The sequence below is a fragment of the Nocardioides panacihumi genome, from assembly GCF_039530925.1.
Classification (GTDB): Bacteria; Actinomycetota; Actinomycetes; order Propionibacteriales; family Nocardioidaceae; genus Nocardioides; species Nocardioides panacihumi.
Genome location: NZ_BAAAPB010000001.1, coordinates 1,051,721 through 1,070,293, shown reverse-complemented (window position 1 = coordinate 1,070,293; position 18,573 = coordinate 1,051,721). Strand labels below are relative to the sequence as shown.

General features: G+C 72.0%; 19 protein-coding genes. 9 read left to right on the top strand and 10 right to left on the bottom strand.

The genetic code is table 11. From position 1 onward, the window contains the following. From ABD205_RS05085 to ABD205_RS05075, 3 genes are all read left to right on the top strand, one after another. Positions 1–925, top strand: a 925-nt coding sequence (locus ABD205_RS05085; protein ID WP_344043059.1) for an alpha/beta fold hydrolase, incomplete at its 5' end; no start/stop codon positions are given. A gap of 32 nt (positions 926–957) precedes the next feature. Beyond that, positions 958–1,212, top strand: a complete 255-nt coding sequence (locus ABD205_RS05080; RefSeq protein WP_344043057.1) for a type II toxin-antitoxin system Phd/YefM family antitoxin — start codon at positions 958–960, stop codon at positions 1,210–1,212. After that, the gene (locus ABD205_RS05075) at positions 1,209–1,598 is read left to right on the top strand and encodes a type II toxin-antitoxin system VapC family toxin (protein ID WP_344043055.1); all 390 of its coding nucleotides are present in this window, start codon (positions 1,209–1,211) and stop codon (positions 1,596–1,598) included. The genes ABD205_RS05080 and ABD205_RS05075 overlap by 4 nt, the downstream gene beginning before the upstream one ends. A 1-nt stretch (position 1,599) precedes the next feature. Here ABD205_RS05075 and ABD205_RS05070 read toward each other — a convergent pair whose 3' ends face one another. From ABD205_RS05070 to ABD205_RS05060, 3 genes are read right to left on the bottom strand one after another with little or no spacing between them, the layout of a single operon-like run. Further along, positions 1,600–2,958, bottom strand: coding sequence for a vWA domain-containing protein (locus tag ABD205_RS05070; protein WP_344043053.1), 1,359 nt, complete (start codon positions 2,956–2,958; stop codon positions 1,600–1,602). After that, complete coding sequence (locus ABD205_RS05065) at positions 2,955–3,815, bottom strand: AAA family ATPase (RefSeq protein ID WP_425572779.1); 861 nt, start codon at positions 3,813–3,815, stop codon at positions 2,955–2,957. Before ABD205_RS05065 ends, ABD205_RS05070 begins: the two co-directional genes overlap by 4 nt. A gap of 43 nt (positions 3,816–3,858) precedes the next feature. Further along, positions 3,859–4,551, bottom strand: coding sequence for a winged helix-turn-helix transcriptional regulator (locus ABD205_RS05060; RefSeq protein ID WP_344043048.1), 693 nt, complete (start codon positions 4,549–4,551; stop codon positions 3,859–3,861). A 52-nt stretch (positions 4,552–4,603) separates the two neighbouring features. Between ABD205_RS05060 and ABD205_RS05055 the strand changes: the two genes are divergently transcribed. The 6 genes from ABD205_RS05055 to ABD205_RS05030 all read left to right on the top strand — a co-directional run bounded on the left by ABD205_RS05055 (position 4,604) and on the right by ABD205_RS05030 (position 9,546). Beyond that, positions 4,604–5,335 carry a DUF899 family protein gene (locus ABD205_RS05055; protein WP_344043046.1) on the top strand — a complete coding sequence of 244 codons (732 nt, stop codon included), beginning with the start codon at positions 4,604–4,606 and terminating at the stop codon, positions 5,333–5,335. Then, positions 5,335–6,186, top strand: coding sequence for an SMP-30/gluconolactonase/LRE family protein (locus ABD205_RS05050; protein ID WP_344043044.1), 852 nt, complete (start codon positions 5,335–5,337; stop codon positions 6,184–6,186). Before ABD205_RS05055 ends, ABD205_RS05050 begins: the two co-directional genes overlap by 1 nt. Next, positions 6,183–6,704, top strand: a complete 522-nt coding sequence (locus tag ABD205_RS05045; protein ID WP_344043042.1) for an alpha/beta fold hydrolase — start codon at positions 6,183–6,185, stop codon at positions 6,702–6,704. The genes ABD205_RS05050 and ABD205_RS05045 overlap by 4 nt, the downstream gene beginning before the upstream one ends. 133 nt (positions 6,705–6,837) lie before the next feature. After that, positions 6,838–7,548 carry a response regulator transcription factor gene (locus ABD205_RS05040; RefSeq protein WP_344043040.1) on the top strand — a complete coding sequence of 237 codons (711 nt, stop codon included), beginning with the start codon at positions 6,838–6,840 and terminating at the stop codon, positions 7,546–7,548. Between the two features lie 16 nt (positions 7,549–7,564). After that, positions 7,565–8,992 carry a HAMP domain-containing sensor histidine kinase gene (locus tag ABD205_RS05035; protein ID WP_344043038.1) on the top strand — a complete coding sequence of 476 codons (1,428 nt, stop codon included), beginning with the start codon at positions 7,565–7,567 and terminating at the stop codon, positions 8,990–8,992. After that, the gene (locus ABD205_RS05030; protein ID WP_344043036.1) at positions 8,989–9,546 is read left to right on the top strand and encodes a DUF3558 family protein; all 558 of its coding nucleotides are present in this window, start codon (positions 8,989–8,991) and stop codon (positions 9,544–9,546) included. Before ABD205_RS05035 ends, ABD205_RS05030 begins: the two co-directional genes overlap by 4 nt. A 34-nt stretch (positions 9,547–9,580) precedes the next feature. Here ABD205_RS05030 and zwf read toward each other — a convergent pair whose 3' ends face one another. The 7 genes from zwf to ABD205_RS04995 all read right to left on the bottom strand — a co-directional run bounded on the left by zwf (position 9,581) and on the right by ABD205_RS04995 (position 18,420). Beyond that, positions 9,581–11,020, bottom strand: coding sequence for a glucose-6-phosphate dehydrogenase (gene zwf, locus ABD205_RS05025; protein WP_344043034.1), 1,440 nt, complete (start codon positions 11,018–11,020; stop codon positions 9,581–9,583). Between the two features lie 65 nt (positions 11,021–11,085). After that, a complete protein-coding gene (locus ABD205_RS05020; RefSeq protein WP_344043032.1) occupies positions 11,086–11,481 on the bottom strand; it encodes a VOC family protein in 396 nt (131 codons plus the stop codon). A gap of 4 nt (positions 11,482–11,485) precedes the next feature. After that, on the bottom strand, positions 11,486–12,799 hold the full coding sequence (locus tag ABD205_RS05015; RefSeq protein ID WP_344043030.1) for an anthranilate synthase component I family protein: 1,314 nt from the start codon (positions 12,797–12,799) through the stop codon (positions 11,486–11,488). Between the two features lie 41 nt (positions 12,800–12,840). After that, positions 12,841–13,419 carry an anthranilate synthase component II gene (locus ABD205_RS05010; protein ID WP_344043028.1) on the bottom strand — a complete coding sequence of 193 codons (579 nt, stop codon included), beginning with the start codon at positions 13,417–13,419 and terminating at the stop codon, positions 12,841–12,843. 2 nt (positions 13,420–13,421) lie between these two features. Then, complete coding sequence (locus tag ABD205_RS05005) at positions 13,422–15,386, bottom strand: anthranilate synthase family protein (protein ID WP_344043026.1); 1,965 nt, start codon at positions 15,384–15,386, stop codon at positions 13,422–13,424. 64 nt (positions 15,387–15,450) lie between these two features. Next, a complete protein-coding gene (locus tag ABD205_RS05000) occupies positions 15,451–16,086 on the bottom strand; it encodes an SGNH/GDSL hydrolase family protein (protein WP_344043024.1) in 636 nt (211 codons plus the stop codon). A gap of 147 nt (positions 16,087–16,233) precedes the next feature. Continuing rightward, on the bottom strand, positions 16,234–18,420 hold the full coding sequence (locus tag ABD205_RS04995; protein ID WP_344043022.1) for a HelD family protein: 2,187 nt from the start codon (positions 18,418–18,420) through the stop codon (positions 16,234–16,236). Positions 18,421–18,573: the final 153 nt, after the last annotated feature.

Below are 18,573 nucleotides of genomic sequence, written 5' to 3'. Positions count from 1 at the left end.
CGGGGCGCTCGGCGCCTGGTCGGCCGCGATCGGCACGCACGCGCAGGACGTCCGCAACGCGGTGGCGCTCCTCGAAGGCGCCGACGCGGTCGTCCACCAGCAGCTCCTGCTCGACGAGCACACCCTCGCGCTCGCCTACGGCCGCGAGTCCGCAGCGCCCCGGGTGAGACCGACAGGCCTCCACGTGGCCATGTCCTCGACGGCGCCGACCGGCCTCGCGTCACTCGTCGACCACGTCGGCCAGGTGAGCCGGCTCGCCGACGACGCTTCCGACGGGGGCGCGATCGAGGTCCAGACCATCACGGGCGCGGGCGGAGGGCGGCGGCACGTCGTCTACCTCCCCGGCGTGGAGGAGTGGAACGTGCCCGGGAGCGGCACCGATGTGCGCGACCTGGGTGCCGCGGTGAGCCTGAGCGCCGGCGTGCAGACGGCGTACGGCGCCGGCGTGCTCGAGGCGCTGCACGAGGCAGGTGTCGGTCCGGGCGAGCAGGTCCTGCTGGTGGGTCACAGCGAGGGCGGGATGCAGTCCGTCCAGCTCGCGGCCCGCGACTCGCCGTACGACATCACCCGGGTCGTGACGCTGGGCTCGCCGATCGTGCCGGCGGACGTCCCGCCGGACGTCGAGATCCTCGCGCTGGAGCACGAGGGCGACCCCGTGCCCCTGCTGGACGCGGGCGCGGCGCCTTCGCCGCAGGTCGTGTCTGTGCGGTTCGACAGCGGCACGGCCTCGCCGTCGTTCGACAAGCACCACCTGGCCCACTACTCGGCGGCCGCCGTGGCGGCCGAGCAGTCGAGCGACCCGAGGGTGCAGGAGGCGATCGCGGGGCTCTCGCCGTTCCTCGCGCGGCCCGGCGACCGGGTCGACAGCACGGTGTTCCAGATCGCGCGCGGCGACCGGCCCCGCAGCTGGGCGACAGCCGGGTGAGCATGCGTGCTACAGGTGCTACGGTCGAGAGCATGGAGTCGATCAGCCACCGCGAGCTGCGCAACGAGTCGGGGCGCATCCTCAAGGCCGTCGCGGCGGGCGAGTCCTTCACCATCACCAACAACGGCGAGCCGGTCGCGATGATCGTCCCGCTCGGCGACCGGCGTCTCGGGCTGCCCCTGTCCCGACCCGCCAGGAGAAGGGGTGGCTGGTCCGAGCTGCCGCTCTACGAGTCGGAGGAGACGATCCAGGGGATGATCGACGATCTGCGCGAGGATCGCCCGTGACAGTCGCCTACCTCGACACGTCGGCGGCGGCGAAGCGCCTCATCGACGAGCCGCAGTCCGTCGCGTTCGGCGCGTGGGCCGATCGACCGGAGATCACACTCGTGGGCACTCACCTCCTCGAGACCGAGCTGCGCCGGCTCGCACACCGCGCGCACCTCCCGCAGTCGGCCGCATCGGCGGTCCTCGACCGGATCTCGATCTACGACCTCCCGAAGCAGGTGTTCTCCGAGGCCGGCGTGCTCCTGCCCGAGCTGGCGCTACGAAGCCTCGATGCACTCCATCTCGCCGGTGCGCTCCAGCTCGGGGTCGACGTGATGGTGACGTACGACGGCCGGCTCGCCGAAGCCGCGGATCGGGTCGGCCTGGAGGTCGTCGCACCGACCTGAGTCACACGATGTCGTGCACGAACTCCGTGAGCTGGGTCAGGTTGCGGCACTCGACCATCGGCACGACGGCGGCGTAGTCCGAGGCCGCCGAGTCGCCGGTGTCCCAGTTGCGGCGTGCCTCGGGGTTGAGCCACCAGGAGTGCCTGGCGGCGTCAGTCATCCGGCGCAGCGTCGGCAGGGACAGGTCGCTGTAGTTGGACCGGGCGTCGCCGAGGATGAGCAGCGACGACTTCTGCCCGAGCGCGTCGGCGTGGTCCTCCTGGAAGCGGCCGAACGCGCGGCCGTAGTTGGTGCGGCCGAAACGGGCGGCGTGCGACGTCGCATCGGCGAGCCGCGTCATCGTGTCGACGAGGTCCGCGCCCGGTGTGAAGTAGTCGGTCACCTCGTGGACGTCGTCGACGAAGGTGAACGCCCGCACCTTGCCGAACTGCTCGCGCAGCGCGAAGACCAGCATCAGGGTGAACGACGCGAAGTTGGCGACAGAGCCGCTCACGTCGCACAGGATCACCAGCTCGGTGCGATGGGGCCGCTTGGGCCGGTGGTGCGTCGTCATCGGGACGCCCCCGGTGCCGATCGAGGCCCGCACGGTGCGCCGCATGTCGATCGGCCCGCGCCGACGGGCGTGCTTCTCCTGCGTCAGCCGGGTCGCGAGCCGCCGCGCGAGCGGGTAGATCTCGCGCCGCAGCGCCTCCAGATCGGTACGCCGGGCGGAGAGGAAGTCGAGCCGGTCGATGGTCGGCCGGACGGTGATGCGGGCGATCTGGTCGGGCCCCTTCTCCTCGGCGATGCGACGCCGGGCGTCCGACTCCACCATCCGCTGGTAGGAGCCGACCCGTTTCGCCGCGGCGCGGCCGGCCTGCTCCTCCGTCCAGCCACCACGGCGCAGACCGTCGATCAGCTTGAGCGTCAGCTCGTCGGTGGAGAGCCGCCGCAAGGTCGTGTACGCCGACCAGCTGCTCATCCCCGGCCCGCGGCCCGGCATCGACCCGAACCGTCCGACCGCCTCGCTCGCCAGCTGCCGCAGCCGCTCCACGTCGTCGGCCTCGAGCGCGTCTGCGAGCTCCTCGGTGAAGGCGGCCAGGTCGGCGGCGCCGTCCTTCACGGCCTCGTCGTACGTCGGGGCGGAGGCACCCTCGCCGACCATCCGCGGGAAGTAGATCTCGAACAGCTCGTCGAACGTCGCGCGCTGGCTCTGCCGCTTGACCAGCGTGGCGGCGTACGTGTCGTGGACCTGCTGGCGCTGTCCCCAGCCGACGACGCCCAGCGCAGCGACCGAGTCGAGGTCCTCGGAGAGCGACACCGGCATCCCCGCGGCCCGGAGGGCCTCGAGGAACGCGATGTGCCGGTCGAGGAGGGTCACCGCAGCTTCAGCTCCCGGACCGCCCGCTCGGTGTCGGAGGCGTGCTTGAGCACGACTCCGAGCGTGTCGTCGATCGCCTTGGCGTCGAGGTCGTCGATCTGGAGGGCGAGGAGGGTGCGGGCCCAGTCGACGGACTCGGCGATCGACGGCGCCTTCTTGAGCTCGAGGTCGCGCAGCCGGGCCACCGCGGCGACGAGCTGGGTCGCCACCTTGTCGTCGAGGTCGGGCACCTGGGAGGTGACGATCTCCTTCTCCCGCTCGGCCTCGGGGTAGTCGAGGTGGAGGTAGAGGCAGCGTCGCTTGACCGCCTCGGACAGCTCGCGCGACGCGTTGGAGGTGAGCACGACGAAGGGACGCCGGGTCGCGACGACCGTCCCGAGCTCGGGGATGGTCACCTGGAAGTCGGAGAGCACCTCGAGGAGCAGCCCCTCCACCTCGACGTCGGTCTTGTCGACCTCGTCGATGAGCAGCACCGTCGGCTGCTCGCGCCGGATCGCGGTCAGCAGCGGCCGGGTGAGGAGGAACTCCTCGCTGAAGATGTCGTCGTGGGTCTCCTCCCAGGCCTGGTCACCGCCGGACGCCTGGATGCGGAGCAGCTGCTTCTTGTAGTTCCACTCGTAGAGCGCACGCGCCTCGTCGAGCCCCTCGTAGCACTGCAGCCGGACGAGATCAGCGCCCGTCGCGCGCGAGACCGCCTTCGCGAGCTCGGTCTTGCCGACGCCGGCCGGCCCCTCGACCAGGAGCGGCTTCTCGAGGGCGCCGGCGAGGAACGCCGTCGTGGCGGTCGCGGCGTCGGCCAGGTAGCCGACCTCCGCCAAGCGGGTCGTCGCATCCGCGGGAGAGGTGAACCAAGGCATGCGGCCCATCCTCCCCCACCGGCCGTCCTCCCGACGGTCGGCCTCAGCCGGCCAGCACCGAGCGGTAGAGCTCGAGGACCGTGGTGAGCGCATCGACGTCGCCGTCCACCGCGAGCCGGCCGTCGCGCTCGGCCTCCTCGAGCGGCCCCATGCCGAACACCACCTCGGTCCACGCGGTGGAGTCGCCCGTCACCGTCGCGTCCGGTGCCTCGGCGAGACCCTCGACGAGCTCGAACGAGCGCGCCCGCCACCGCAAGCGATAGCGGCGTACGCCGGCCGCCGCGCGTCGCACGTCGACGAGGTCGATCCCCAGCTCCACCGGTCGGGGCGCCTCGGGGGTGGGCGGCGTCATCGTGCGCATCGCCACGATCGCACCGTCGGGCGTCATGCTGCCGCCGGCGACCGGGAAGCCCGGCGAGCCGTGGGCCCAGCGGCCGAGGGCCGCCATCACGTCCTCGAGCCCGCGCCCCCACGGCGTCAGCCGGTAGGCGCGCGTGCGCGCCAGGTCGTCCAGCGTCGCGTGCTCGACGACTCCGACCCCCGCGAGGTGCCGGAGCCGCTCGGTCAGCACCGTCGGGGTGATGCCGACGACCGCCGACTGGAGGTCGGCGAACCGTCGCGGGCCGAGCATGAGCTCGCGCACGACGATGAGGCTCCAGCGGTCGCCGACGACGTCGAGCGCGTGCGCGGTCGCGCAGGCGTCGCCGAGGTCGCCGTACGTCTTCTTCGCGGGCACTTCGCACCTAACTCTCTTCACAAGAGCGTCAACTATGTTTAGCGTAGCGCCTATGACCGTCGAGACCGAGCTCCCCACCCCGCCCGTCGTCGACCGTGAGACCTGGCAGCGCCGCCGCGACGATCTCCTGGTGCGCGAGAAGGCCCACACGCGTGCCGGTGACGCGCTCGCGGCCGAGCGCCGACGCCTGCCGATGACCGAGGTCCGCAACATCTCGCTCGACGGCGAGCACGGTCCGACCTCCCTGCTCGAGATGTTCGGCGACCACGACCAGCTGCTCACCATCAAGCACATGTGGCACGCGGGCGAGCCCTTCGAGCGCCAGTGCGAGGGCTGCACCGCCAACATGTGGAACTTCCAGGATCCCGCCTACATCGAGGCCCGCGGGATCGCCTTCGGCGTGTGGTGCGAGGGGCCGCGGGAGGAGTACGAGCCGTTCCGCGACTTCATGGGCTACACGGTGCCGTGGTTCTCCGTGCACGGCGTCGACGAGTCGGGTGTGTCCGATGGCTGGATCAACGCCTACCTCCGGGTCGGCGACCGGGTGTTCCAGACCTACGACACCGACGGCCGCGGCTGCGAGGCGATGATCCCGTCGCTCCTGCTGGCCGACCTGACCGTCTACGGGCGCCAGGAGCAGTGGGAGGACTCGCCGGCGGGCTGGCCGCAGCCGCACCGGGCGAGCGGCGGCACCGGGTGGTGGCGCAAGGACGGCCGGCCCGTCGCCCAGTGGACCAGGCCCGGCGTGACCCAGGTGGACGCGCACGGCGGGCACTGCCACTGATGGACGTCCTCGCCACCGGGTTGGGCCTGGTCGAGTCGCCGCGCTGGCACGAGGGCCGACTCTGGTTCAGCGACTGGACCGCCGGGCAGATCCTCACGCTCGACGGGCAGGGTCGGCTCGACGTCGTCGTGCGGCACGCGTCGCTGCCGCTGTGCTTCGACTTCCTGCCGGACGGCCGCCTGGTGCTGGTCTCGGGTCCCGAGCGCGCGCTGCTCACGCGCGAGGCCGACGGGACCCTCACGGCGTACGCCGACCTGGCCGGCCTCTCGCCGCACGGCTGCAACGACATCGTGGTCGACGGGCGTGGCTTCGCCTACGTCAACGGTGCCGGCTTCGACTTCGCGCAGGGCCCCCCGGCCGGCGACCGGGCACCGGGCTTCGTCGCCCTCGTGCGACCCGGTGAGGATGCCGTGGTCGTCGCGGACGACATCGCCTTCCCCAACGGCATGGCCGTGAGCGCCGACGGGCGCACGCTCGTCGTCGCCGACTCCTACCGCTCGGAGCTGGTCGGCTTCGACGTCGCGGACGACGGCACCCTGTCCGGTCGCCGGACGTGGGCCTCACTGGGCGACGACAACCCCGACGGGATCTGCCTCGACGCCGAGGGCGCCGCCTGGTACGCCGACGTCCCCCACCAGCACTGCGTGCGGGTCGCCGAGGGCGGCGACGTGCTCGCGACCGTCACGCTCGACCGCGGGGGCTTCGCCTGCACGCTCGCCGACGTGCCGGAGCTGTACGTCGTCGGCGCACGGTGGCCCGGCGCCGCCGCGCTGTCCACCCACACCGACTGGGACGGCCAGGTCGTGCGGGTGCCGGTCGACGTGGCCGGCGCAGGGTGGCCGGCGCGATGAGCAAGAGGGCGATCATCTTCCACGGCACGGGCGCGCGGCCCACCTACATCTGGTATCCGTGGCTCGCCGAGCGGCTCCGGGCCCGGGGCTACACCGTCGAGGTCCCGCACCTGCCGGGGATCAACGTCGAGCCGATCGAGACGTTCCTGCCGTCGGTGCTCGAGGCGCACTCCTTCGACGAGGACACCGTGCTCGTCGGCCACTCCGGCGGGGCAGCCCTGCTGCTGGCACTGCTGGAGCACCTCGACGTGACGGTCGCGCAGGCCGTGCTCGTCGCGGGCTACTCGACGCCTCCCAACACGAACGAGGAGCCGGTGCTGCAGCCGTCGTACGCGTGGGAGGAGATCCGGCGCAGCGCCCGGGACCTCTGGTTCGTCAACTCAGTGGTGGACCCGTTCGGGTGCGACGCCGAGCAGGGATGCGTGCTGCTGGACCGGCTCGGAGGGACGCTGGTGGTGCGACCCGAGGGCCACTTCGTGGACGACACGTTCGAGCTCCTCGACAGGATCATCGGCTGACGAGGCGCTCGCGTCGGCGGGTCGGTGGAGGCCGGACGTCATACGAGGTGGTCGCGTGAGCAGCCAGGGCGTATGACGTTGCGCGGTCCGGCACTCTCAGCGCCCGTTCAGCAGTCGGTGGCAATCTAGTGCCGTGACCAGTCCCGCCGCGCCCAAGCCTCGCGTCCTCGTCGTCGAGGACGACAAGGCCGTGCGCGAGTCGCTGCGACGCTCGCTCGAGTTCAACGGGTACGACGTCTCGCTGGCCGGCGACGGCGCCGAGGCGCTCGCCGTCATCGCGTCCGCGCGCCCGGAGGTGGTCGTCATGGACGTGATGATGCCGCGCCTCAACGGCCTCGAGGCGACCAAGGCGCTTCGAGCGGCGGGCAACGACGTGCCGATCATCGTGCTCACCGCCCTCGACGCGGTCGGCGACCGGGTCGACGGACTCGATGCCGGCGCGGACGACTACCTGACGAAGCCGTTCGCCCTGCCCGAGCTGCTCGCCCGGCTGCGTGCGCTGCTGCGGCGGGCGGTGCCCGCGGAGGGCCCGGAGGACGAGGTGCTCTCGTTCGCGGACCTGACCATGAACGTCGCCACCCGCGAGGTGACCCGCGGCCCGCGGCGCATCGAGCTGACCCGCACGGAGTTCACGCTGCTGGAGATGTTCCTGCGGCGCCCGCGGCGCGTGCTCGAGCGATCGTTCATCCTCGAGGAGGTGTGGGGCTTCGACTTCCCGACGACCGCCAACTCGCTCGAGGTGTACGTCGGCTACCTGCGCCGCAAGACGGAGGCCGAGGACGAGCCGCGACTCATCCACACCGTGCGCGGCGTCGGCTACGTGTTGAGGGCGGGCGAGTCGTGACCCCCTCCTCGCTGTCATGACCGCCGCGTTCGTCGAACGGACGTCGGACGGCGCGTGGCACTACCGCCGCTCGCTCGCCAGCCGCGTCACCCTTCTGACCACCATCGCCGTCGGCCTCGTCGTGGCGATGCTGTCGGTGACGACGTATGCCCTGATGCGTCACCAGCTCGTCGCGAACACCGACGACAGCCTCACGCAGCGGGCACGCGCCGCGGCCGTCTCCCCGGCCCTGCTGGTGCTGACCCAGAACGAGATCCCGGCCGCCGTCGTCAGCACCGCCGACATCCGGATCGCGTTCGTCGACGTCGACGGCGGCGTGCACATCCCCGACCGGGTCGGCGGCTTCCCCCCGCTGTCGAGGCCCGAGCTCAACGTCGCGCAGCAGAAGGTCAGCTCGAGCATCCGGACCATCTCGTCGGGCAACCAGAAGTACCGCGTCGTCGCGGTGCCCACGATGGTGACCGGGGAGCCCCGAGCGCTCGTGCTGGCCCAGGCCCTCACACCCCAGGAGCACCTGCTGCACCGGCTGGGGCTGGTCATGCTCTTCTGCGGCCTGGTGGGCGTCCTGGTCGCCGCTCTCGCGGGCTGGGGTGTCGCGGTCAACGGGCTCCGGCCGGTGCGCCGTCTCACGCGATCGGTCGAGGAGATCTCACCGAGCGACCTCGCCCCGCTGCCCGTCGAGGGGGACGACGAGATCGCCCGGCTGGCGACCGCGTTCAACGGACTCCTCGCGGCGCTCGCCGCCTCGCAGCAGCGACAGCGGCAGCTCATCGCGGACGCCGGTCACGAGCTGCGCACCCCGCTCACCTCGATGCGGACCAACATCGACCTGCTGACCCAGGCCGACCTCGCCCCAGGACCGATGCTGAGTGCGGACCAGCGGGCCGAGCTGCTGGCCGACGTACACGCCCAGATGGAGGAGCTGACCTCGCTCATCGGCGACCTCGTCGAGCTGGCTCGCGACGAGCCGCTCACCCCCGTCGTCGAGTCCGTGGAGCTGCACGAGATCGTCCACCACGCGGCGGCCCGGGTGAGGCTGCGGGCACCGGCGGTGACGTTCGCGATCGACACCGAGCCGTGGTGGGTCCTCGGGGAGTCCGCGGGGCTCGAGCGAGCCGTCACCAACCTCCTGGACAACGCCGCGAAGTGGAGCCCGCCCGCCGGCACCGTCCGGGTCGCGCTGCACGACGGCGTGCTCACGGTCGACGACGAGGGTCCCGGCATCGCCGAGGACGACCGGCCGCACGTGTTCGACCGCTTCTACCGATCCGCCGAGTCCCGCGCCATGCCGGGCTCCGGGCTCGGTCTCTCGATCGTCCGGCAGACGGCCGAGCGCCACGGCGGCTCGGTCTCCGCCGAGCAGGCCCCGTCCGGCGGCGCCCGCCTGGTCTTCCAGGTCCCCGGTGTCGCCGCCCCGATGCCGAAGGAGGCACCCAGCCGGTGAACCGCCGCCTGACCGCCGTACTGACGGGCGGCGTGCTCGTCCTGCTCGCCGGCTGCTCGTCCGGCGACCCGACGCCGGCCGCTCGTGCGACGACCACGGCCTCCCCGTCCGCGTCGGCGTCGCCGTCAGAGCCGACGTTCAACCCGTGCGACGGCATCGACGCCGCGGCGGTCTCACGCGTGCTCGGCGCGCCGCTGCGGAAGGAGACCGGCACGGCGGACACGCCCCGCTGCGCGCTCGTCCCGGTGAAGAAGGGCGACCCGACGTTCGAGCTGTCCTACCTCTGGTTCGACCAGGGGCTCGAGGCCGCGTGGTCGACGATGAAGCCCGCGGGCACGGTCAGCCGCCCGGCCGTCCCGGGCGCCGACGACGCACGGCTGGTCGTCAACGCCTCGGGATCGGCGTACGCCGTCTCGGCCTTCCTCCAGAACCACGCCCTGATCCAGACCGTCAACGCCCTCGCCCTCAGGCCGTACGACGGCCCGCGGGTCCTGCGCGCCACGAAGGTGCTCCTCGGCCAGCTCTCCGCGTCCGGGGCCCACGTGTCACGGTGAGCATCCACAGCATGCGGCGGCGCCGGTCGCCGGGTCACTCCTTCTGCAGGGTCCCCGTCTCGCGCCACGACCGCTCGAACGGCAGCCGCCAGGCGTGCGGCGCGATGAGCTGGTGGATGGCGTTCGGACCCCACGAGCCCGGGGCGTAGAGCCGCACCGGCGAGGGGTTGTCGAGCAGCGGCTGGGAGATCTCCCACAGCGTCTCGATGCCCTCCGCGGTCGTGAAGAGCGTGTGGTCACCGCGCATGGCGTCGTGGATCAGCCTCTCGTACGCCTCCAGCACGCCGACCGCCGAGGAGGTCTCGGTGGTGGAGAACTGCATCGAGAGCTTCTCGAGCTTCATGCCCGGTCCGGGCCGCTTGCCGTAGAACGACAGCGACATCTTGGACTGGTCGGCGAGGTCGAACGTGAGGTGGTCCGGCCCCTGGGTGCCCGCGTTGGAGCCTGCCGGGAACATCGTCAGCGGCGGCTCCTTGAACGCGATCGAGATGATCCGCGCGCCCTCGGCCATCTTCTTGCCGGTGCGCAGGAAGAACGGCACACCCGCCCAGCGCCAGTTGTCGATGATGACCTTGAGCGCGATGAACGTCTCGGTGTCGGAGTCGTCCGCGACCTCGTTCTTGCCGCGGTAGCCGGTGTACTGCCCGCGGACGACGTTGGCGGGGTCGATCGGCCGGATGGAACGGAAGACCTTGTTCTTCTCGTCGCTGATCGGACCCGGCGCCAGCGACGTCGGCGGCTCCATCGCCATGAACGCCAGCACCTGCATCAGGTGGGTGACGACCATGTCGCGGTAGGCGCCGGTGCTCTCGTAGAAGGCGGTGCGGCCCTCGAGCCCGAGCGTCTCGGGCACGTCGATCTGGACGTGGTCGATGAAGTTGCGGTTCCAGATCGGCTCGAAGAGGCCGTTGGCGAACCGGAACGCGAGGATGTTCTGCGCCGCCTCCTTGCCGAGGAAGTGGTCGATGCGGAAGATCTGGTCCTCGCCGAAGACCTGGTGCACGGCGGCGTTGAGCACCTTCGCGGAGGCCAGGTCGGTGCCGAACGGCTTCTCCATGATGATCCGCGCACGCTCGACCAGCCCGGCCTCGTCGAGCTCGTGGATGACGTCGAGCGCGGCCTTGGGCGGCACCGACAGGTAGTGCAGCCGCTGGGCGGGCCCGCCCAGCCTCTTCTCCGCGTCCTTGACGAGGTCGGCCAGCGCGTGCGCGCCCTGGGAGGTCGGGACATAGGACAGCATCGCCGCGAACGGCGCCCAGCGCTGGTCGCTCACGACGCCCTTGCCGAACTCCTCGCAGGCGTCGCGCGCCAGCTTCACGAACCCCTCGGAGTCGATCTCCTCGAGCGAGGTCCCGACGATCATCGAGTCCTCGAGCAGCCCGGCCTCGAAGAGGCGGAGCAGGCCCGGCAGCAACTTGCGGCGAGCCAGGTCGCCGGTCGCCCCGAACAGCACGATCACGTGCGGCTGAGCCATGTCGTCCACGTTAGTCCTCTCCTGTTGCATCGCCGTTGCGCGCCCTGCGAATCATCGGTGAACGATCACTGCCCCGGCCATGCGAACACGCAGAAGGTGTGTCCCGCCGGATCGGTGAAGACCCAGAGCGGCTCCTCGGCGTCGTCCGACTGATCCATGCGTACGGCGGCCCCCAGCTCGAGCGCCCGGCGACGGTGCGCCTCCAGCTCCTCGACGCTGTCGACGAGGAAGTCCAGGTGCAGCTGCTGCGGCACCGCCGGGTCGGGCCAGGTCGTCGGCGCCACCGACTCGGCCTGTTGGAACGCCAGACGTACGCCGTCCGGGCCGACCAGGGTGCGCCACGTGTGGTCGTCGGGGTCGTAGCCGTCGGGGAAGCTCCACCCGAGCAGGTCCCGGTAGAACTCCGAGAGACCAGGCACGTCCGTCGTGTCGAGCACGATGTTGCGCAGCGAGATGGCCATGGGATCAGCCTGCCACGCCGCCGCCGCCCGCGGCATCGAGGGCGGCGAGCAGTCGCTCCGCCTTCCAGCGGCTCTCGGCGTACTCCTCCTCGACGTCGCTGCGCACCGTGATCCCGCCGCCCGTGCCGAGGGTCCACCGCCGCCTGTCGGGGCTGGTGAGCGTGCGGATGACGACGCCGAGGTCGGCCGCGCCGTCGGCCGAGATCCATCCGAACGCGCCGGAGTAGGCGCCGCGTGGCCCGCCCAGCTCCGGCGGAGCCTCGACGCGGTCGATGATCTCCATCGTGCGCAGCTTCGGCGCGCCCGTCATCGAGCCCGCCGGGAAGAGCGTCCTCAGCGCGTCGACCGTGCCGATCCCCTCGCGCAGCCGGCCGCGGACCGTGCTGACGAGCTGGTGGACGCTGGAGTACGACTCGACCCGCATCAGGTCGGGCACGGTCACCGTGCCGTGCTCGCAGACCATCGAGAGGTCGTTGCGGAGGAGGTCGACGATCATCAGGTTCTCGCTGCGGAACTTGGTGTCGTCCGCGAGGCGGCGTGCGTGCTCGGCGTCGGTCGCCGGGTCGGCGGACCGGGGCGTGGTCCCCTTGATCGGCCGCGTCTCGATCCAGCCGTCGTCGACCAGCGCGAACCGCTCCGGGCTCGAGCTGAGCAGCCACGCGCCGGCGCCAGGGACGTCGTGCTGGAGGAAGCCGGCGTACGGCGCGGGGTTGACGCTGCGCAGCATCAGGTACGCCGCGGCGGGGTCGTGCGGCTGCTCCACGGTGATGCGGTAGGTCAGGTTGGTCTCGTAGGTGTCACCCGCATGGAGTGCCTCCTGGACCGCTTCGAACGCCTCCCGGTAGGCGGCGGGGGCGGGGGCGGGGGCGGGGGCGGAGTCCCCGGTTAACCGGGGACTCCGGAACTTCCGGGGCTGCACGACACCCCGGAAGTTCCGGTGCTCCCTGGGTGCGGTCCGGTCTTCCCTGGGTGAGTCGTGGTCGACCAGGCGCAGGTGGCTCGGCCGCATCCAGACCGCGTCGGGCATGTCGGCCGACGGCGTCGCGGGGAGGTCGGCCCGGCAGGCGTAGCCGAGATACCCGAACCACTGACCACCCGTCGCGACCTCGCGCGCGAGCACCTCGAAGACGTCGGAGCCGACGACCTCCGCGCGGCCGTCGACGTGCCGCGTCACCTCACCGCGTGAGGCGGAGTAGGTGAGGGACACGTCCGAGGGCTCGAGCCAGCCGAGCAGCGACCGGCGGCCCGACCAGTCCCGGCCGCCTCCGCCGTCGAGCCACACGCAGCGCGGATGCTCACGGGCGACCTCGGCGAACATCTCTTCGATGCCACCTCGTGGAGCGGAGGACGACCCAGGGGTCACGCCGGCGTCCACGCGACCTCCAGGAAGTTCGCGACGAGCGCGGCGCCGTGCTCGGACAGCACCGACTCGGGGTGGAACTGCACGCCCTCGAGCGGCAGGGTCCGGTGCCGCACGCCCATGATCACTCCGTCGGGGGCCCAGGCGGTCGCCTCGAGGCAGTCGGGCAGCTCCAGGGCGGCCAGGGAGTGGTAGCGCACCGCGTCGAACGGCGACGGCACGTCCGCGAACACCCCGCGGCCGTCGTGGGACACCGACGCCACCTCGCCGTGGGCGGGCAGGACGCGGCCGACCACCCCGCCGTACGTCGTCACGAGGCCCTGCATCCCCAGGCAGACGCCCAGCACCGGCCGGTCGGCGGCCAGCAGCACCTCACGACCCAGCGCGAAGTCACGCTCGGCGGACGGGTGGCCCGGCCCCGGCGACAGGACGACGTGGGTGTAGCCGGCCAGGTCGACCCAGGACGCCTCGTCGTGCTCGACGACGTCGGGCAGTCGGCCGGTGACGGACGCGACGAGGTGGACGAGGTTCCAGGTGTAGGAGTCGTGGTGGTCGACGACGACCACGCGCGGCGCCACCGTCAGTCCAGCAGGAGTCGGGCGACGAGCTCGTGGAGCACGTCGAAGCCGCGCTCGGTGAGGATCGACTCGGCGTGGAACTGGATGCCCTCGAAGTGCGGACCGTGGACGGCGTGCACGTCGCCCGAGACCGCGTCGGCGTCCACCGAGACGCCGTCCGGCAGCGGCCCGTCGGCCCGACCGACGAACGTGTTGTAGAAGCCGACCCGCTCCGTGCGGCTCTCCCCGCGGAGCGTGAGCGGCACGGCCGACTGGGTGCCCTGGAACACGATGTCCTTGTAGTGCAGCCCGATCCCGAGCTGGTGGCACAGCGCCTGGTGGCCGAGGCAGACGGCGAGGAACGGCCGGCGAGCCGCCAGCAGCGACGCCACCGCGGCCCGCAGGTTGGCCATCTTCGGGTCGGCGCCGTCGCGGGGATCGCCCGGTCCGGGCCCGACGATGACCAGGTCCCCGTTGAGCTGGTCGTCGAGCCGGCTCTCGTCGATCTCCTCGTGGCGGACGACCGTCGAGGTCATGCCGAAGACGCCGAGGATGTGGCGCAGCATCTTCACGAAGTCGTCCTCGCCGTCGAGGATGACGACCGAGAGGCCGGCGAGGCGCGGGTCGGGCGTGGCGCCGGCCTGGTCGGTGAGCCAGAACGACGACAGCCGCCGGTTGCGCTTGTTGAGCTCGAGCAGCACGTCCTCGTCGGCGACCAGCTCGGGGATGCCGAGACCCGACGGCACGGGCGCCGGCGGCACGAGGCCGAAGGCGGCGAGGATGCCGCCGGCCTTGGCGTGCGTCTCGGCCACCTCGTACGCCGGGTCGGAGTCGCGCACCAGCGTGGCCCCGGCCGTGACCTTCAGCTCGCCGGAGGCCGACACGTCGGCGGTGCGGATGACGATCGGGCTGTCGACGACCGGGGCGCCGGACGCGTCGCGACCGAAGATCGCCAGTGCGGCGCCGTAGTAGCCGCGGCCCTCGGGCTCGTAGGTCTTGATCAGGCGGCAGGCGTTCTCCACGGGCGACCCCGTCACCGTGGCGGCGTACATGGTGTCGCGCAGGACCTCGCGGGGGTCACGCTCGGTGTGGCCGGCGAGGAGGTACTCGGTGTGGATGAGCCGCGACATCGGCTTCAGGAACGGCCCGAGGACCTGGCCGCCCTCGGAGCAGATGTCGCACATCATCTTCAGCTCCTCGTCCACGACCATGTAGAGCTCGTAGATCTCCTTCTCGTCGCGGAGGAAGTCGAGCAGCGCGGGCTTGAGCTCGGCGACCGTGCTCTCGGGGGTCGCCGCCTCCACGGTGTCCACCGACAGCCGCGGGAGGCGGAAGGTGCCGGAGATCGGGTTCATCCGCACGTCGCCGCCGACGATCGAGACGTGCCGCTCGGGCGAGGCGCCGATCAGGTAGCGGTCGCCGGTGAAGAAGAGGAACGTCCAATAGGCGCCGCGCTCGCGCTCGAGGAGCCTGCGATACACGGTGAGCGCCTTCTCGGCGCTCCAGTCGGCGACGACGGCGCGGTAGTGGCGGCCGATCACGAGGTTGGCACCCTCGCCCTGCCCGATCTCGTCACGGATGATCGCCTCGACGAGCTTCTCGTAGTCCGCGTCGGAGGACTCGAAGCCGCCGCGGTCGACGAACTCGATGTCACCGTCCGGCAGCGCCTCGATCACGTCGCCGACGGTCAGCTCGATCTCGGTCTCGACGTCGACCACGACGAGCGGCGTACCGTCGTCGTGCGCCTCGAACCCGCGCTCGGCGACCTGCCGGAACGGCACCGCGACGAGCCTGTCGACCGTGTGCCCGGGCTCGGGCGCGCCGGTCTCGAGAGGTACGTCGAGCAGCGACTCGGCCACCCAGCGGGCGCCGCCGAGGGCCCCGATCGTGTCCTTGCCACCCACCCGTGTGGAGCGCCGGATGAGCGCCCACGCCTCGTGCCCCTGGATCGCGGCGATGGCGTCCCGGGCGGTCGAGTGCGTGGTCATGAGCGGCAGCGTAGTCGCCCGCCGCCACGTGATTTCAGGCGCGGGGACGGCGTGGGACGGCGGCTCAGCGACAGGTGCTGTCGGTCTCCAGGATGAGGTCGGCCCAGTGCGCGTAGCCGTCGTCGGTCGGGTGCAGCCCGTCGCGCAGCCACTCGGGGTGGGCGGCCGCCTTCGCGCGCCAGGGGACGACGCAGGTGTGCGGCCGCTCTCGGGCGACCTGCTGCATCCAGCGGGCGTAGCGCGTGGTCGCCTGCACACCCTTGGGCGCCCAGTGGCCACCGGGCTGCTTGTACGGCGTCACGAGGAGCACGCGCGTCGACGTCGGCAGAGCGTCGATCGCGGCCCGGTAGTCGGACTTCGACCACGCCGGCGACTGGTTGGACCCGAGCTCGACGACGACCCGGAAGGGCCGCTGGTCGACCGCGCGGACGTTCGCGACCATGAGCGGGAGCGTCGAGACCGGCCGGCCGTGCAGGCCGTTGATCGTCCAGCGCGGCCGGCGTGCCTGGAGCTCGGCGGTGCCTTCGGCGGTGATCGAGTCGCCCAGCACGTAGGTCCCCGCGTCCGACCAGGCCAGCCGGCTCGCCGCAGGCCCGACCTGACGCCCGTGCAGCTCGCGTCCGGCGGTCGCGGGTGCCGCGCCGAGGAGCACGAGCCCCGACACCAGGGCGGTCAGCCGAAGGAGATACCGGTGCGACATGTGTGTCCGTTCATGAGTACGACGCGCCGAGCGCACCTTAACCGGCAGGCGACCGACGTCGCGATGGTCCTCGTCACCGTCGGCAGGGGCGCGCCGCTCCTGAGCCACTCCGCCCCGCCGCAGCCGGCCGCGGACCGGCCGACCCCGTCAGCTGATCGTCGTCAGCAGCTGCGTGGCGCGGGTGAGCACGACGTAGAGGGTCGCCCGGCCTGTCGGCGACTCGTCCTCGATCTCCTGAGGACGTACGACGACGATGGCGTCGAACTCCAGGCCCTTGGTGTCCAGGCCGGTGAGCACGACGACGCGGTCGTCGCCGGACGGCGTCGCGCCCGCGTCGGCCGCGGAGGCCCGAGCCGAGGGTGCGTCGTCGGCGAGCTCCGGCCACGAGGCGAGCCAGGAGTTGACCTCCGAGCGGCGCGCGACCGGCACGACGATGCCGACCGTGCCGGCGACCTCGCCGGCCAGCCGGACCACCTCGTCGCGAGTGGTCGCCTCCAGGTCGACGACCTCGTCGATGACGACCGGCTCGACACCGGTCGACCGCACGGCGGTCGGCAGGTCGGCGTTCAGGCCGACCCGCTCGGCGTACGCCGCGGCGAAGTCGTAGATCTCCGCACTGTTGCGGTAGTTGGTGCCGAGGTGGAACTCGTGGACCGCCTTGCCCTCGAGCGCCTCCGCCCGGGCGGCCGCGGCCTCCTCCGGCACCGGCCAGGACGACTGGGCCGGGTCGCCGACGATGGTCCACGACGCCGTCCGGCCGCGGCGGCCGACCATGCGCCACTGCATCGGCGTGAGGTCCTGCGCCTCGTCGATGAGGACGTGCGAGAACGGGTCGTCGTCGATCCGGTTGGTCGGCGGGCGCCAGCCGGGCCCGGTGGCGTACTCACGGTCGGAGGCTGTGATCAGCTCCTGCACGTTGATGCCGAGCTCGGGGTCGACGTCACGCTCGTCGGCCGGCTGCTCGGGCAGGTCGCCGAGGGCGTAGCGGAGCTCGTCGAGCAGTGGGACGTCCTCGATGGACAGGTCGACCCCTCCGTTGGCGGCAGGGTGCGACGACCACGACTTCAGCAGGAGCGCCTGGTCCTCGGCCGAGACGACGGCCTCGCCGACGCGGGCCAGGAACTCCGGGTCGCGGAGCCAGCCGAGCACGGTCTGCGCGTCCAGCGCCGGCCACCAGCCCGCGGCGAAGTCGAGGAAGCGCTGGTCGCTCAGCATGTCGTCCTCGAACGCCTCCTTGCCGCGCTCGCGGCCGCGCTCGCCGCGCACCTGGCGCCACAGCGCGTCGAGCAGCGCGTTGGCGACCCGGGGCACCTGGCGGTTGCGGCGGCCCTGGCTCATCAGCTGGCGACGCAGCTGGCCGAGCCTGCGGACGTCGAGGACGAGGACGTCGTCGCGGTAGAAGATCCGGAAGTCCCCCGGGCTGCCCGGCGCCTGCTGGCGCGCGGCGCGGCGCAGCAGCTCGGCCATCCGCGCGGATCCCTTGACGGCCGCGACGGCGGGCTCGTCGTGGCGGGTCGCCCGGACGCCGTCGACGACCTCGCCGAGGCTGCGCAGGGCGACCGCGGTCTCGCCGAGGCTCGGCAGGACGCGCGAGATGTAGGTCATGAACACGCCGGACGGGCCGACGATGAGCACGCCGCCGGCCTCGTAGCGACGCCGGTCGGTGTAGAGGAGGTACGCCGCACGGTGCAGCGCGACCACGGTCTTGCCGACACCGGGGCCGCCGGAGATCGACACCACGCCCTTGCCCGGCGCGCGGATCGCCTTGTCCTGCTCGGCCTGGATCGTGGCGACGATGGAGTGCATCTGCCGGTCGCGGGCGCGGCTGAGCTGCGCCATCAGGGCGCCCTCGCCGATGATCGGGAGATCGGTCTCGGCGGTGCCGTCGAGCAGCTCGTCCTCGACGCCGAGCACGTCGCGACCGCGGGATCGCAGCACACGACGACGTACGACGTTCTGCGGCTCCGCCGCGGTGGCCTGGTAGAACACCGCGGCGGCGGGCGCACGCCAGTCGATCAGCAGCGAGTCGCGGTCGTCGTCGCGCAGCCCGATCCGCCCGATGTAGCGGGGCTCGCCGTCGACCTCCGGGCGCAGGTCGAGGCGCCCGAAGACGAGCCCCTCGTGCGCCGCGTCCAGCTGCGCGATGCGCCGCGCAGCCTGGAAGACCATCGCGTCACGTTCGACGAGGCCTCCCTCGTGGCCGAGGCCACCGCGTGCGTGACCTTCCTTCGCCAACGCCTGGGCCGACTTCGCCGACCTCTCGAGCTGCACGTAGACCCGGTCCACGAACCCTTGCTCGCGCGCGATCTCCTGCTCGACAAGCTCCTCGCTCAACCCGCTGTCCCCTCGAGGCTCATCCATGTCCCGGCCACCCTCTCTGGCAGAGGGCAGCAAGTCGAAAAGCCTACCCTTCGGGACGCGTCGGACGCATGTTGTCTCGCTCTTTCCCTTGTTCGCCGGACGTCATACGGGGTGGTCGTCCCGGCA

What these genes read in the sequence shown, in the direction of transcription:
- ABD205_RS05045 (WP_344043042.1), top strand. Translation starts at nt 6,183, where the DNA reads ATGAGCAAGAGGGCGATCATCTTCCACGGCACGGGCGCGCGGCCCACC.
- ABD205_RS05015 (WP_344043030.1), bottom strand. Translation starts at nt 12,799, where the DNA reads ATGTTCGCCGAGGTCGCCCGTGAGCATCCGCGCTGCGTGTGGCTCGAC.
- ABD205_RS05020 (WP_344043032.1), bottom strand. Translation starts at nt 11,481, where the DNA reads ATGGCCATCTCGCTGCGCAACATCGTGCTCGACACGACGGACGTGCCT.
- zwf (WP_344043034.1), bottom strand. Translation starts at nt 11,020, where the DNA reads ATGGCTCAGCCGCACGTGATCGTGCTGTTCGGGGCGACCGGCGACCTG.
- ABD205_RS05065 (WP_425572779.1), bottom strand. Translation starts at nt 3,815, where the DNA reads ATGCCTTGGTTCACCTCTCCCGCGGATGCGACGACCCGCTTGGCGGAG.
- ABD205_RS05000 (WP_344043024.1), bottom strand. Translation starts at nt 16,086, where the DNA reads ATGTCGCACCGGTATCTCCTTCGGCTGACCGCCCTGGTGTCGGGGCTC.
- ABD205_RS05035 (WP_344043038.1), top strand. Translation starts at nt 7,565, where the DNA reads ATGACCGCCGCGTTCGTCGAACGGACGTCGGACGGCGCGTGGCACTAC.
- ABD205_RS05055 (WP_344043046.1), top strand. Translation starts at nt 4,604, where the DNA reads ATGACCGTCGAGACCGAGCTCCCCACCCCGCCCGTCGTCGACCGTGAG.
- ABD205_RS05050 (WP_344043044.1), top strand. Translation starts at nt 5,335, where the DNA reads ATGGACGTCCTCGCCACCGGGTTGGGCCTGGTCGAGTCGCCGCGCTGG.
- ABD205_RS05005 (WP_344043026.1), bottom strand. Translation starts at nt 15,386, where the DNA reads ATGACCACGCACTCGACCGCCCGGGACGCCATCGCCGCGATCCAGGGG.
- ABD205_RS05080 (WP_344043057.1), top strand. Translation starts at nt 958, where the DNA reads ATGGAGTCGATCAGCCACCGCGAGCTGCGCAACGAGTCGGGGCGCATC.